Origin of the sequence: Gordonia namibiensis NBRC 108229 (genome assembly GCF_000298235.1) — a bacterium.
Taxonomy (GTDB): domain Bacteria; phylum Actinomycetota; class Actinomycetes; order Mycobacteriales; family Mycobacteriaceae; genus Gordonia; species Gordonia namibiensis.
On the sequence record NZ_BAHE01000022.1, the window covers coordinates 73,558 to 87,428 of the forward strand.

At 66.9% G+C, this 13,871-nt stretch carries 13 protein-coding genes; 9 read left to right on the forward strand and 4 right to left on the reverse strand.

Features of this window, described 5'->3' with window-relative positions; translation table 11 throughout:
* Positions 1 to 5 precede the first annotated feature (5 nt).
* From GONAM_RS13280 to GONAM_RS13305, 6 genes are all read left to right on the forward strand, one after another.
* Positions 6 to 824 carry a class I SAM-dependent methyltransferase gene (locus GONAM_RS13280; RefSeq protein ID WP_005200312.1) on the forward strand — a complete coding sequence of 273 codons (819 nt, stop codon included), beginning with the start codon at positions 6 to 8 and terminating at the stop codon, positions 822 to 824.
* Positions 821 to 1,165, forward strand: coding sequence for a cupin domain-containing protein (locus GONAM_RS13285; protein WP_006867269.1), 345 nt, complete (start codon positions 821 to 823; stop codon positions 1,163 to 1,165). Before GONAM_RS13280 ends, GONAM_RS13285 begins: the two co-directional genes overlap by 4 nt.
* Before the next feature lie 36 nt (positions 1,166 to 1,201).
* Positions 1,202 to 1,867, forward strand: a complete 666-nt coding sequence (locus GONAM_RS13290; protein WP_006867270.1) for a helix-turn-helix transcriptional regulator — start codon at positions 1,202 to 1,204, stop codon at positions 1,865 to 1,867.
* 83 nt (positions 1,868 to 1,950) lie between these two features.
* Positions 1,951 to 2,430 (forward strand): MTB12 C-terminal domain-containing protein, encoded by a 480-nt coding sequence (locus GONAM_RS13295; protein WP_005200319.1) that lies wholly within the window; start codon positions 1,951 to 1,953, stop codon positions 2,428 to 2,430.
* A 5-nt stretch (positions 2,431 to 2,435) separates the two neighbouring features.
* Positions 2,436 to 3,155, forward strand: coding sequence for an ABC transporter ATP-binding protein (locus GONAM_RS13300; protein WP_006867271.1), 720 nt, complete (start codon positions 2,436 to 2,438; stop codon positions 3,153 to 3,155).
* Positions 3,152 to 4,027 (forward strand): hypothetical protein, encoded by an 876-nt coding sequence (locus GONAM_RS13305; protein WP_006867272.1) that lies wholly within the window; start codon positions 3,152 to 3,154, stop codon positions 4,025 to 4,027. Before GONAM_RS13300 ends, GONAM_RS13305 begins: the two co-directional genes overlap by 4 nt.
* On the opposite strand, the gene GONAM_RS13310 is transcribed toward GONAM_RS13305, so the two are convergent.
* The 3 genes from GONAM_RS13310 to lpdA all read right to left on the reverse strand — a co-directional run bounded on the left by GONAM_RS13310 (position 3,948) and on the right by lpdA (position 7,841).
* Positions 3,948 to 4,832 carry a DNA-3-methyladenine glycosylase family protein gene (locus tag GONAM_RS13310; RefSeq protein WP_006867273.1) on the reverse strand — a complete coding sequence of 295 codons (885 nt, stop codon included), beginning with the start codon at positions 4,830 to 4,832 and terminating at the stop codon, positions 3,948 to 3,950. The two genes, GONAM_RS13305 and GONAM_RS13310, sit on opposite strands and share 80 nt — an antisense overlap.
* Positions 4,833 to 5,027: 195 nt before the next feature.
* Positions 5,028 to 6,266, reverse strand: coding sequence for a metal-dependent hydrolase family protein (locus tag GONAM_RS13315; RefSeq protein WP_006867274.1), 1,239 nt, complete (start codon positions 6,264 to 6,266; stop codon positions 5,028 to 5,030).
* A 189-nt stretch (positions 6,267 to 6,455) separates the two neighbouring features.
* On the reverse strand, positions 6,456 to 7,841 hold the full coding sequence (gene lpdA, locus GONAM_RS13320) for a dihydrolipoyl dehydrogenase (protein WP_040536446.1): 1,386 nt from the start codon (positions 7,839 to 7,841) through the stop codon (positions 6,456 to 6,458).
* Positions 7,842 to 7,961: 120 nt separating this feature from the next.
* Here lpdA and GONAM_RS13325 point away from each other — a divergent pair, with 120 nt between their 5' ends.
* Together GONAM_RS13325 and GONAM_RS13330 are read left to right on the forward strand one after the other, a co-directional pair.
* Entirely contained in the window at positions 7,962 to 8,582 is a 621-nt protein-coding gene (locus GONAM_RS13325) for a TetR/AcrR family transcriptional regulator (protein WP_040536405.1), read from the forward strand.
* An 11-nt stretch (positions 8,583 to 8,593) separates the two neighbouring features.
* Positions 8,594 to 9,874, forward strand: a complete 1,281-nt coding sequence (locus GONAM_RS13330; protein WP_040536408.1) for an NADH:flavin oxidoreductase — start codon at positions 8,594 to 8,596, stop codon at positions 9,872 to 9,874.
* Positions 9,875 to 9,932: 58 nt separating this feature from the next.
* Here GONAM_RS13330 and GONAM_RS13335 read toward each other — a convergent pair whose 3' ends face one another.
* Positions 9,933 to 11,525 carry a serine hydrolase gene (locus GONAM_RS13335; RefSeq protein ID WP_006867278.1) on the reverse strand — a complete coding sequence of 531 codons (1,593 nt, stop codon included), beginning with the start codon at positions 11,523 to 11,525 and terminating at the stop codon, positions 9,933 to 9,935.
* Positions 11,526 to 11,778: 253 nt separating this feature from the next.
* Between GONAM_RS13335 and GONAM_RS13340 the strand changes: the two genes are divergently transcribed.
* Positions 11,779 to 13,836: a prolyl oligopeptidase family serine peptidase gene (locus GONAM_RS13340; RefSeq protein ID WP_006867279.1), complete on the forward strand. Its 2,058-nt coding sequence runs from the start codon at positions 11,779 to 11,781 to the stop codon at positions 13,834 to 13,836.
* The last annotated feature ends 35 nt before the right edge of the window (positions 13,837 to 13,871 follow it).

Sequence of the window (13,871 nt, forward strand, 5' to 3'; positions counted from 1 at the left end):
TAGGTATGACTAACGAAACCACGTCCGGGGATCAGCTGCCGTTCGGCCAGCGCAAGACCGAGGACATGCCGGGCCACTGGCTCCTCGCCCGACTCGGCAAACGCGTCCTGCGTCCGGGCGGACTCGAGCTCACCGAGAGCCTGCTCGACGACGCCCGCATCAGCGGCTCCGATGTCCTCGAGATCGCACCGGGCCTGGGCAAGACGGCCACCGCGATCCTCGAGCGATCGCCGAAGAGCTACGTCGGCGTCGACGACGATCCGGACGCCGTCGTCCTCACCAAGGGCGTCATCGGTGAGCGCGGCCGGGTCGTCGCAGGTGACGCGTCGGCCACCGGACTCGATGACTCGAGTACCGACGTCGCCGTCGGCGAGGCGATGCTGACGATGCAGTCCGACCGCAACAAGGCCAAGATCGTCGAGGAGGCGTTCCGTGTGCTGCGCCCCGGCGGCCGGTACGCGATCCATGAGCTCGCGATCAATCCCGACACCCTTCCGGACGAGGAGAAGACCGAGATCCGCAAGTCGCTGGCGCGATCGATCAAGGTCAACGCCCGTCCGCTGACCGAAGCCGAGTGGCGCAAGCTGCTGACCGACGCCGGCTTCGAGGTCACGACGGTCAAGTTCGCCAAGATGGCACTGCTCGAGCCGCGTCGCGTGATCGCCGACGAGGGACTCGTCGGGGCATTGAAGTTCGTCGGCAACGTGATCCGCGACGGCGATGCACGCAAGCGCGTCCTCGCCATGCGTGCGACGTTCACCAAGTACAAGTCGCACATGGCCGCCATCGAAGTCATCGCCACCAAGCCGGAGACCGCGAGATGAGCGACTCTACCGTGATCACCGGCCTCGCCGACAACACCGGCAAGGCAGGCGATCGTCCCGACATCTCCGTTCTCGCCCGCAACGACGGCGGCAACGTCATCCGCCTGTCGTTCCTGGCCGGTCAGACGATGCCCGACCATTGCGCCGGCCGCCCGATCCTGGTCATCGGCCAGACCGGCGAGATCGACTTCACCGTCGAGGAATCCACCACCCGCCTCGAGACGGGCGTGGCGATCCACGTGAACGCCAACATCCCCCACGCGCTCGTGGCACGGACCGATGCGGTCGTCACACTGGTGGTGTTGGAGAATCCCACTGGGGAGCAACCCTCCGGGAGCTGAAGCACGCGGGGCGCGTCGAGATCGAGAGGACCAGCCATGGCGACCAAGCAGCGCGACAAGATCATGGCCCTGCTGTCCGAATCGGTCGAACCGATGGTCGCCGGGGAGATCTCGACGCGCCTCGACCTGCACGTGACCACGGCCCGTTTCCACCTCGCCAAGCTGGTCGAGGAGGGGCGGGTCGAGACCACGACCGTTCCGACGCCGGGCGTCGGCCGTCCCCGCGTCGGCTATCAGCTCGTCCGCCGGGCGCCCACCGGCGCACTGCTGGGCCATCTCCTGGGCCAGTTGGGCAGCACGCGGGCCGCTCGTGAACATGCCGGCGCCGAGGCCGGCCGCCTGTGGGCCGAGGAGCATGCGCGCCCGGCGCCGACCGCCGATCTGCCCGACCCGGTGACCGTCGCCTCGGACACTCTCGGCGCGCTGGGATTCCAGGTCTCGAACGTCATGAGCGCGTTCGGCTCTCACGAACTACGACTCTGCTCGTGCCCGCTGCAGGACATCGCCCGGACGCACCCCGAGGTCGCCCGAGGAGTCGCCCGCGGCGTCATCGAGCAGGCACTCGCCGCCAGCTCCCCCGCCCTCAGTTCGCAATATGCCGTCACCGTCGCCCCGGACCCGGCAGGCGGCGACTGCGAGATCGTGCTGCGGCTGGCGCCGTTGCGGCGCACCGCAAACCACTTCGAGACCCCACTCAGGTGAGGCTTGCCTTAATTAATTTGAAGGATTAAGTTTCTCCAAAGGCGGTGGCGAACGACCATCGTCGAACAGGAGGGACTCTCGTCATGCATCTCATCCGCAGGATGACCATCACGCTGCTCGCGACGCTCGTGGCCGTCGTCGGGCTCGTCGCGGCGACCGGCGGTGCTTCGGCCGCCAAGACCTTCCCGCCGAACTTCAAGGTCACCACCGACCGCCCGACGCTCGCCGATCTCAACGACATCGTCGAGTTCCTGGTCGAGACCCCGGCGTCGGACCAGGCCAAGGCCGCCAACGTGGAGGGTGGGATGAACGCCGTGATCGTCCCCAAGACGGTGTACTCGCTCGGTCTCTTCCGTGCGCCCCGCGGCTGGAACGAGGTGACCGGTCCGCTGGTCCAGAAGGGCAACAGCGTCACCGCCACGCTCAACAGCGGCTCGGCCGGACGCCCCACGATCCGCATGACCATCGAGTTCAAGAAGCTCGACGGCAACTGGAAGCTCGCGGCGAGCTCGCTGTGCCAGGGCGTCAAGACCGTCGGCCTGAACATCTACTGCAACTCCTAGTAGCCGTGCTCGACATCAGCGGCCTGTCCGTCCGAATGGGCGGGCAGGCCGTTCTCGACGACATCACCACCCGCGTCGACGACGGTGAGCTGGTCTATCTGCTCGGACGCAACGGCACCGGCAAGACGACGCTGCTCCGGACCATCTGCGGCGTCATACATCCTGCGGCGGGCCGAATCCTGATCGACGGCAAGCGATTCAGCGAACTCGATGCGCCACCCACGGTGATCGGCATGCATCTGGGCACCGACGCCGCCCACCCCGGCCACAGCGCACGGCGCCACCTGACCTGGCTGGCCCGGGCCGGCGGAATCCCGACCGGTCGAGTCGCCGAGGTCCTCGACCTCGTCGGACTCACCGACGTGGCCGGCCGCCGGGTCGTCGACTACTCCCTCGGCATGCGTCAGCGGCTCGGAATCGCCTCCGCCCTCCTGGGCGATGCGCGCACCCTCGTCCTCGACGAGCCGGTCAACGGCCTGGACATCAACGGCATCCGTTGGCTACGCGGGCTTCTCCGAGATCTCGCCGACGACGGCCGGCGTCTGCTCATCGCCTCACACCACCTCGACGAGGTGGCCCGCACCGCCGACCGCGTCGTCGTGCTGAACTCCGGCCGTATCGCCGCCGACGCGCCGCTGGCCGAATTCGTCGGTGTTTCAGCCGATCTCGAGGAGGCCTACCTCGCCACAGTCGGTGGTCAGACCCCCGCAGGAGTCACCGCATGACCGCCACCCTCACGGCCGTCGCGGGACAGATCGGACGCGGCGCACGCGCCGAACTCACCCGCGTCGGCGGTGCACGCAGCATCCTGCTCTACGGGTTGATCCCGGGGGCGGTCCTGCTTCCCCTCGTCATCACCCTCGGCGTCGCCACCGTCGCCGAACGGTTCGCGTCGATCTCGGGGAGCATCCAGGTCACCTCGGTCACCACGACCAACTCGGTTTACTGGGTCATCACCTTCACCGTGATGATCTGGGCCGTCGTCGCGGCCTACGCCCAGGCGACCGCCGAGCGCGGCGCGCTGGGGGAACTCACCCGCCACCTCTACCCGCGCCGCTGGACCGGCCTGGTGTCCCGGTGGATCGCCTACGGCGTCGGTGCCGCGTTGTGCAGCGCCGCCCTGGTCGCGCTGGTGATGGCGAGCCTGCCCACCTTCTTCCCGAAGGTGTACAGCGGCGTCGACATCGGTTCGCCCGAGGGTGTCCGCTTCCTGGTCACGGTGCCGGTCTTCGCGGTGTTCGCGGTCGGGATCGGCATCGGACTCGCGGCGATCATCGGGCATCCGGCGGGAACCGTTGTGGCACTGCTCGGTTGGACGTATGTCATCGAGAACGCGATCAGCCTGGTGCCCGACGGTTACACGCTGCAGCAGTACATGCCCTTCCTCAACGGAACCTTCGGCACCGGACAGGAACTCGCCTTCATGCCTCCGTGGGGGCCCACCGGCGGGCTGCTCTACTGCGGCGCGGTCGCGCTGGTCATCTTCGCGCTCGGTGGTCTCGCACTGTCGTTCCGGTTCAGAAGGACCGGTAGTCGCGCACCGTCATCCGCGGTCCGCGCCGTTCTCGCCGGACGCCGTGCAGCTCGACCATCCTGATGATCCGACGCCGCTGCCCGGCATAGGGTTCCAGTAGTTCGAGCATGCCCGCGTCGTCGACCGGTTCACCGATGAGGGTCAGGCCCACCAGCGTCGGGATGTGATAGTCGCCGACCGACACCGCATCGGTGTCACCGACGGCCCGGGCCCGCGTCTCCGCCTCGGTCCACCGCCCCACTCCCCGAAGGAGCCGGAGACGATCGTGGTGACGTTCGACGTCCATAGCGGTCGCCCCGCGGATCGTGCGCATCCGCACCGGTTCGATGCCGCTGCGATGCCATTCCCACGAGGGGATGTCTGCCCACGCGGCACGCGGCGGCGGAACACGCATCGTGCCGGGTACCGGGCCCGGTGCAGGCTCGCCGAAGCGCCGCACCAGGTACCGCCACGCACGGAAGGCCTCCGCCCCGACCACCTTCTGCTCGAGGATCGCCGGTACCAGCGCCTCCCACACCCGGTCGGTGCGGCCGATCCGCAGGCCCGCCGACCGACGGACGAGTCCGGCGACCACATCGTCGTGCACCGCCATCGCCTCCGGCTCGTCGGACGCGCCGAGGAAGTCCGGCAACTGCTCGAGCAGCCAGTCGCCGCCGGGTCCCCACGCGCGTCCCAGCACCCGCGAACCGTCGATGCGCAGAGTCACGGTGCCGGGACCGTCGGGGGTCTGCACGGCGCGCCAGATCGACCCGTCGTTGCCGTAGACGAACGTGGGGTCACCGGCGCCGCGCCGGAGATGGCCGACCGTGCCCCGGACGTCGAGTTGCCACGGCAACTCCCATTCCCGGACCCGCTCGACGGCACTCACCGTTCCGAGCGTAGCCCGCTCGGCAGTGTTCGTTTCTCGTCGAATTCGCCGAGAATGACCGGAACAAAGCGTCGAACCATTCCCCGGAGCATTCCGATCGTCGGCGAACAAATCGGAACGAGCCCCCATCGGATACGGCAAGAGCCGGTGACCAACAGGTCACCGGCTCTTGCCGAGGTGTCCGGCGAGGGTTGATCAGACTGCGTATCCGCCACGGTTGGAGGCGGTCTTGCCCTCCTTGAGGACGAGCAGGATGTTGTCGTGGTCGGCCAGCGAATCGATGTCGGCGAGCGGATCGCCCTTGACGACGACGACGTCGGCGAGCTTGCCGGCCTCGAGGGTGCCCAGCTTGTCGGCGACATCGCAGAGCTCGGCCGAGGTCTTGGTGCCGGCGACGATCGCCTGCATCGGGGTCATGCCGCCGAACTTGACCAGACAGCCGAGCTCGCCGAGGGTGGCGCCGTGATCGGGGACCAGACCGGCGTCGGTGCCGACGGCGACCTTGATACCGGCCTCGATCGACGCCGCGATGGACTCGTGGGCCAGCTTGTGCCACTTCTCGGACTTCGCCACCGCCTGCGGCGTCGCGGTGTCCGGCTTCAGGGTCTCGATCAAGGTGGGGACCAGGAACTGGCCGCGTTCGACCATCTCCGTACGAAGTTCATCGGTGAGCGCGTAACCATGCTCGATGGAGTGCGCGCCGCCCTGGACGGCGGCCTGGATACCGAGGAAACCGATCGCGTGCGCGGCGACCTTGCGTCCGCCGTAGTTCTCGGCCTCCTCGACCAGCGCGGCGACGATCTCGGTGCGGGCGCCCAGCCAGTCCGGATCGTCACTCGGCGAGGACACACCGCCGCTGGAGGCGACCTTGATGACATCGACGCCGCTGCGGAGCAACTCGCGGACGGCCTTGCGCGCCTCGTCGACGGTGTCGACCAGCTCGCCGCCGATCAGGCTGGTTCCGCTGAGGCCCGACGGGATGTGGAAATCGGCGTGGCCACCGGTCTGGCTCAGCATCTTGTCGGCGACCAGCAGGCGCGGGCCGGCGACCAGACCGTGGGCGACGGCATCGCGAACGCCCACGTCGATGCCCATGAGGTCACGGACGGTGGTGACACCGGCTTCGATGGTGGTCTTGAGCCGGTCGATGAGCTCGAAGAAGCGGTATGAGGGCGGCACCATCGCGGCCATGATCGGCGAGCCCTTGGTTCCGGGCAGGGAGAGGTGCACGTGGCAGTCGAAGAATCCGGGGGTCACGGTGTTGCCACCGACATCCACCTTCACGGGCTTCGTCGACTCGTCGATCTGCGGGGCGCCGTCGGCTGCTCCGGCGTAGGTGATCTTGCCGTCGTCGATCACGACGACAGCGTCGGCGATCGGATCGGCACCCGTCCCGTCGATCAGGCGAGCATTGTGAAGGATGGTTGTCGTCATAGTCTTTGTTTATACCGTGTATTCATTGTTTTCCTGACATTAGACAGCGAACGTCACAGCAGGTCGCGGGGTCGTGCGCAGATTTGCGCCGCGGAATTGGCACGAAATTGTCACCCGCCGGATAGGCCCAAAGAAAATGAGGGATTCGTACCGGAATACGGTACGAATCCCTCACTTCGAGAACATGGCCTACAGGTTGATCATGTGCCCGATCGCGCCGTGGAACGTTTCTTGCAGTGCCTCCGACATCGTCGGGTGGGTGTGCACGTTGCGGGCCAGTTCCTTGGCGGTGAGGTCCCACTTGTGGGCGAGGGTCATCTCCGGGAGCATCTCGGAGACGTTGTCACCCACCAGGTGTCCGCCGAGCAGTTCGTCGGTGTCGGCGTTGGTGACCAGCTTGGCGAAGCCGGCGGTCTCGCCGAGGCCCTGCGCCTTGCCGTTGGCGCTGAACGGGAACGTGGTGGCCTTCACGTTGTAGCCCTCGTCCTTGGCCTGCGCCTCGGTGAGGCCGAACGAGGCGACCTGCGGCTGGCAGAACGTGGCGCGCGGCATGAAGCGGTAATCGCCGAGCGTCATGGTCTCTTCACCCGCAATGGTCTCCGCGGCGACGACACCCTGAGCCTCGGCGACGTGCGCGAGCTGCAGCTTGGCGGTCACGTCACCGATGGCATAGATGCCCTCGACGTTGGTCCGCATGTAATCGTCGATCGCGATGGCGCCGCGGTCGGTGAGCTCGACACCGGTCTTCTCGAGACCGAAGCCCTCGACGCGCGGGGCGAAGCCCACGGACATGAGGACCTTGTCGACGGTCAGCTCGCCTTCTTTGTCCTTGGCGTCCTTGTAGGTAACGGTGACGCTGTCGCCGTTGTCGGTGACCGACTGGACCTTGGTGGAGGTCAGCAGCTTCACGCCGAGCTTCTTGTATTCCTTGGCGACGGCCTTCGACGAGTCGGCGTCCTCGTTGGGCAGGACGCGGTCGAGGAACTCGACGATGGTGACGTCGACTCCGTAGTTGGCGAGCACGTAGCCGAACTCCATGCCGATGGCGCCCGCGCCGACGATCACGATGGACTCGGGCAGCTCACGGGTGAGGATCTGGGTCTCGTAGGTGACCACGTTCTCCGACAGTTCGACGCCCGGGAGCAGCTTCACGGTCGAGCCGGTGTCGATGATGACGTTGTCGAAGGTGATCTCGCGATCGCCGACCTTGATGGTCTTGGCGTCGGTGAACACGCCATAGCCGTCGATCTCGGTGATCTTGTTCTTCTTCATGAGGTAGTGGACGCCCTTGACGATGCCGTCCGACACCTTGCGGCTGCGGTCGAACGCCGCGCCGAAGTCGAAGGACACGTCACCACTCATGCCGAAGGTCTTGGCCTGGTGGTTGAAGATGTGCGCGAGTTCCGCGTTCCGCAGCAACGCCTTGGACGGGATACATCCGACGTTGAGACACACACCGCCCCAGTACTTCTCCTCGATGACGGCGGTTTTCATGCCCAGTTGAGCCGACCGGATCGCGGCTACGTACCCACCTGGACCTGCACCCAATACAACTGTTTGAAAGTGTTCAGCCACGACAGCCACCCTACGTCTCCTCTGTTGATCGCCGCAGTCCGTCCCACTACTCTCCGGTAACTTCTCGGCGGATTCAATCACTGTTTGAAACGCTGTTTGATCTGTGGTTTCATCCCACCTGTGACCCAGACCACCGACTCGACGCCGTCCGGGGCCGGGTCGACCGGCACCCGAGAGGCCCTGCTCGCCGTCGCCGAGCGCCTCTTCCTGGCCGACGGCTACGACAAGGTGTCCGTCCGCGCGATCTGCGCCGCCGCCGACGCCAACCCCGCCGCCGTCCACTATCACTTCGGGACCAAGGACGATCTGACCATCGCTCTGCTGGAGTCACGGCTGGCCCCGTGCTGGTCCGACGCCATGTCGTCGATCGATCCCGGGTCCGACTCCGTGCGGCACATCGTGGACGTGCTGCTCGCGCCCTTCGTCGAACTCCAGACCGATCCGACCGGCCACCTGCACCTGCGCCTGCTGTCGCGGTTCGTGCTCAGCCATCCCAACGTCAACTGGACCGCCCGCTGGTTCGGGCTCGACCCGTTCGCCGACATCCTGCTCGACGCCATCCCCGGACTCCCCGCCCGCGCGGCACGCCGTCGCTGGGCACTCGCCTTCCAGCTGATCCTCCTGCGCTTCGGCAGCACCGAGCCGCTCGACGCACAGGCCGTCGACGCCCTCGCGGGGTTCGTCACCGCGGGATTGTCTGCACCACCAGATCCCAGCCCGTCCGAGAAAGAAAACGAATGAGAGGAACCGACGTGGACAGCCCCGACGCCGGACCGTTCAGCCCGGCCAAGCTCGGCCCACTCACCCTGCGGAACCGACTGATCAAGTGCGCCACCTTCGAGGGAATGACGCCCGACGCACTCGTCACCGACGAACTCGTCGAGTTCCACCGCGAGGTCGCGGCCGGTGGGGTCGCGATGAGCACAGTCGCCTACTGCGCCGTCTCACCGGAGGGTCGCACCGACCGCCACCAGATCTGGATGCGCCCCGAGGCGATGCCCGGTCTGCGCAAGCTGACCGACGCCATCCACTCCGAGGGCGCACTCGCCGCCGCGCAGCTCGGCCATGCCGGCGCGGTCGCGAACTCGGTGTCGAACCGGGCGAAGGCCTGGGGGCCGGGCCGTATCCCCGCACCGATGGGGATGTCCCTGACGCACAAGGCGAGTGTCTCCGACATCGCCGAACTGCGGGTGAAGTTCCGGCAGGCCGCCCGCATCGCCGTCGACTCCGGCTTCGACGGACTCGAGATCCACTGCGGCCACAACTATCTCATCTCCAGCTTCCTGTCTCCCCTGCTCAACCACCGCCGCGACGCTTACGGCGGCAGCCTCGTCAACCGCGCCCGCATGGCACGCGAGGTCGTCGAGAGTGTGCGAGAGGAAGTCGGCGACGAGGCCGCGATCTGGGTGAAGCTCAACACCTACGACGGCGTCGGCAAGCCCGACATCGAACGGTCGCCGGAAGCACGTGCGAAAGGCCGCGCCAAGCTGAGCAGCTTCAACGTCGACGAGGCATGCCAGGTGGCGCAGCTGCTGGAGTCCGACGGCCATCTCGACGCCATCGAACCCACTGCGGGCAGCTCGCTGCTCAACCCGATGTACCTGTTCCACGGCGAGGCCCCGCGCAAGGAGTTCGCCGCCGCCTTCTCGGGTCCGATGAAATACGGACTCAAGGCTTTCGCACCGATCTTCCTCAAGCGCTACCAGTACCACGACGGCTATCTGCTACCGCTCGCGCGCGAACTGCGGAAGGCCGTCGACCTGCCGATGATCCTGCTCGGCGGCGTCACCGACCGGGCCTCGATGGACACCGCGATGGCCGAGGGCTTCGAGTTCATGGCGATGGGCCGCGCGATCCTGCGGGAGCCGGATCTGCCGCTGCGGATTGCCGCGGACCCGACGACGACGTCGAAGTGCGTGCACTGCAACCTCTGCATGCCGACGATCTACTCGCACACGCGCTGCCCGATCCGCACCGGCGAGGTGCCCGATCCGCTGGCGATCTCACCGACGGTGAGCGGTTCGGCGAGCTGACGCCCGCGGTAGCTGTCGCGTGTCGTGGCGCTCACCGCCCCGATACGCGACAGCTGCCTCAGCTACGTAGGAAGACCCCGTCGCTCTCTTCGTCGTCGTAGTACTCGATCGTCATCTTCGGTCCATCGAAGGTGACCTTCGAAACGGTGCCGATCTGGGCGTTCTCGTTGTGCAGCGGGAACGTGAAGGTGTTGGCATCCCAGTGCGTCAGTTCGTGTTTGCGGACGCCGCCGGGCCCCATCTCGAGGACGAGTTTGCCGTCGCGCTCGACGATCTCGGTCGGCCCGTAGACGGTGTTGGCGTAGGTTCCCACGAAGGTCGGTAGAGGCTGTGGCGGTGCCGCATTCGCCGGCGCTTGCTTGCCGACGAGTTCACCGTCGGGCTGGCTCATCTCGGCGTAGGCCTTCCCGTAGAGCTCACGCCAGTCACTGCGGATCTCGCCGTACTGCACCAGATCCATGAACTCCGCCGCCAGCGCGTCGGCCGCACCGATCGGGGCGGCGTTGGTGAGCACGATGATCGCGGTGTCCGCCGACGGCAGGATCGAGAAGGCGGTGCCGGCTCCCGACGCGAACGCGCCGGCGTGACTGAACTGGGTACGCGCGTCGGTGGTCACGCCGACGTTGAACCCGTAACCGTAGAAACCGGCGCGAACGTTCGGGCTCGCCGGCGGGTTCGACACGATCTGCGGCGAGGTCGCAGGCAGCAGCGCATCCGGGGCGACGATCTCCGCGCCTTCGTGCTTGCCCTGCGCCAGAACCATCTTCAGCCAGGTGGCCATGTCGTTGACCGTCGAACTGACACCGCCGGCAGGCGTCTGCGCGTCGGGATCACGGGGGATGTCGGTCTTGGCCCACTTCCCGTCGATCTTGATGTGCCCGACGGCCCGGTCGGCGCGCTTCTCGAAGTCGGCGTAGCGGGAACTGGTGCTGGTCATGCCCAGCGGCCCGTAGATGAGGTCCTGAGACAGCGTCGGCCAGTCCTTGCCCACCTTCGCGGCGACGGCCTCACCGCCGGTGGTCACACCGAAGTTGGTGTAGGCGTAACTGATCCGGAACGGATCGAGGGGCATGAAGCGGAGCCGCTGGAGGATCTCGGTTCGCGAGTAACCCATGTCCTCGAGTTTGTCGCCGGCGTGATCGGGCAAACCGGATCGGTGCGAGTACATGTCCGCGACGGTCACCGTGCGGGTGACGTACGGGTCGGACAGGGCGAACCACGGCAGCCCCTCGACGATCGGCATGTCCCAGGCGACGGTCTTGTCGGTCACGGCCGCCCCGACCACCGTGGACCCGACCGACTTCGACACGGACGCCAGCTGGAACACCGTGTTGGGGTCGACCTTCTGACCGGTGGTCAGATCCTTGACCCCGAACCCCTTCGCGTACTTGGTCTCTCCGCCCGACACCACGGCCACCGCCATACCGGGCAGCCCCGTCGACGACATCAACGACCCGACGAGTCCGTCGAGTTGTCCGACGGCCTTGTCCACCGAGCCCTCGGGCAACGGCACCGCGTCCACGGCATTGGGGTTCGCCAGCGCCGATGCCCCGGACGGTTCGGTCGGCGGGTTGCCGGTACCCGACGAGGCGGTGTCGCAGGCCGCGACGAGGGCGACGATCGAGAGGGCCGAGCAGGCCGCGAGTGACACGCGCCCCCATCTCGGACCGTGGTGTCGTGGGCGTCGTCCTGCGGTGGAGCCGGCGGAGCGTCGGACAGGGACCGAATCGAAAGTGGGCATGCGGATCTCCTCATCCTCGCGGGAGAAAGATACCGCGAAGGACGCCCTGACATGCACGTTCCGTGGTTCACCGGCACGATTTCGGCCAGGACGGGCACAGACGTGACGTGAGCGGGGCCTGCATCCTCGGTGACCGGCAGCCGTCCCGCGTAAGTTGGACGCCATGACCGAGCAGGCCGACGGCATCTCCACCAGCACCGACACCGACGATCCGTTCCTCTGGCTCGAGGACGTCACCGGCGACGATGCGCTGGCCTGGGTACGCTCCCACAACGAACCGACCGTCGAGACGCTGTCGTCGGACCGCTTCCGCGACATGGAGGCATCAGCTCTGGCGATCCTCGACACCGACGACCGGATCCCGTTCGTCCGACGCCGCGGCGGGTTCCTCTACAACTTCTGGCGCGATGCGGCCAATCCCCGCGGGCTCTGGCGGCGGACGACGCTGGAGTCCTACGTGACCGATACACCCGATTGGGAGATCATCCTCGACGTCGACGAACTCGCGCACACCGAGGACGAGAACTGGGTGTGGTCGGGGGCCACGGTGCTCCGTCCCGAGTACGAACGAGCGCTGGTCTCGCTGTCCCGGGGCGGCGCCGACGCGAGTGTGATCCGCGAGTTCGACATCCCGACACGGCAGTGGATCACCGACGGTTTCACGCTGCCGGAGAACAAGTCGAGCGTGCGCTGGATCGACCGCGACACCGTCTATGTCGGAACCGATTTCGGCGAACAACCGGACGGTGTCGGATCGTTGACCGACTCCGGTTACCCCCGCGTGGTGAAACGCTGGTCGAGGGGCACCCCGCTGGAGGCCGCGACCACCGTCTTCGCCGGTGAGAAGAGCGATGTCTCGGTGCACGCGATCTACGACGACACCCCCGGGTTCGAGCGACACTTCATCTCGCGCTCGACGGATTTCTTCAACTCGCTGATGTACGAATTGCGCGACGGCGAACCGGAACTCGTCGACGTCCCGACCGATGCCCATGCGGGTGTGCGGATGAATTGGCTGCTGGTGATGACGCGGTCGGAGTGGACGGTCGGCGGCACGACCCACGAACCGGGCACCCTGCTGGCCTTCGACTACGACGACTACCGCGCCGGCGGCCGCGATGCGACCGTGCTGTTCACCCCGGACGCCCACACGAGCCTCGTCGACTATGCCTACACGCGTTCGCAACTGATCATCGTGACGCTGCACGACGTCCACACCAGGGTCGAGGTGCGCGAGCTGGGCAGTTGGAACGTCATCGACTTTCCCGGGCTCCCCGACCTCGCCACCGTGTCGGTGCTGGACACCGACCCGGACGAGAGCGATGAGGTGTTCTGGATGGCCACCTCGTTCACCGACCCGCCGAGCCTGCTGCACAGCAACGGCTCCACGCCGCAGGTCATCAAGCGGAGCCCGACGTACTTCGACTCCGAATCGGTCGTCGCCGAGCAGCATTTCGCGACCTCGGACGACGGGACACAGATCCCCTATTTCGTGATCCGCCGTCGGGACGTGACCAGCGGCCCCACCCTGCTCTACGGCTACGGCGGATTCGAGAACTCGCTGACCCCCGGTTACCTGTCGTTGTCGGGCAAGAACTGGATCGAACGCGGCGGCATCTACGTCATCGCCAACATCCGCGGCGGCGGAGAGTACGGTCCGTCGTGGCACACCCAGGCGCAGAAGGCCGGACGCCACAAGGTGTACGAGGACTTCGCCGCCGTGGCCCGTGCCCTCGTCGATGCCGGACTCACCACCCCGGAACAGTTGGGCGCACAAGGCGGTTCGAACGGCGGCCTCCTCATGGGTGTCATGCTCACCCGCTACCCGGAGTTGTTCGGCGCGTTGGTGTGTCAGGTCCCGCTGATCGACATGAAGCGCTATCACCTGCTCCTCGCCGGCGCGTCGTGGGTGGCCGAGTACGGCGACCCCGACGATCCCGAACAGTGGGAGTTCATGAAGCCGTTCTCGCCGTACCAGAACATCGAACCCGACGCCGCGTACCCGCCGATCCTGGTCACCACCTCCACCCGCGACGACCGCGTCCATCCCGGCCACGCCCGCAAACTCGTTGCGCGGCTGGAGGAAACGGGCCACGACGTTCTCTATTACGAGAACATCGAGGGTGGTCACGGCGGTGCCGCGGACAACAAGCAGGCCGCGTTCAAGTCCGCGCTCGCATTCGAGTTCCTGTGGCGGACGCTCGCTCCCGAGACGGATTGAGGACGCTGCTCTACTACCCTGGACAGCAGATCACG

What these genes read in the sequence shown, in the direction of transcription:
- GONAM_RS13295 (WP_005200319.1), top strand. Translation starts at nt 1,951, where the DNA reads ATGCATCTCATCCGCAGGATGACCATCACGCTGCTCGCGACGCTCGTG.
- GONAM_RS13280 (WP_005200312.1), top strand. Translation starts at nt 6, where the DNA reads ATGACTAACGAAACCACGTCCGGGGATCAGCTGCCGTTCGGCCAGCGC.
- GONAM_RS13340 (WP_006867279.1), top strand. Translation starts at nt 11,779, where the DNA reads ATGACCGAGCAGGCCGACGGCATCTCCACCAGCACCGACACCGACGAT.
- GONAM_RS13285 (WP_006867269.1), top strand. Translation starts at nt 821, where the DNA reads ATGAGCGACTCTACCGTGATCACCGGCCTCGCCGACAACACCGGCAAG.
- GONAM_RS13315 (WP_006867274.1), bottom strand. Translation starts at nt 6,266, where the DNA reads ATGACGACAACCATCCTTCACAATGCTCGCCTGATCGACGGGACGGGT.
- GONAM_RS13290 (WP_006867270.1), top strand. Translation starts at nt 1,202, where the DNA reads ATGGCGACCAAGCAGCGCGACAAGATCATGGCCCTGCTGTCCGAATCG.
- GONAM_RS13305 (WP_006867272.1), top strand. Translation starts at nt 3,152, where the DNA reads ATGACCGCCACCCTCACGGCCGTCGCGGGACAGATCGGACGCGGCGCA.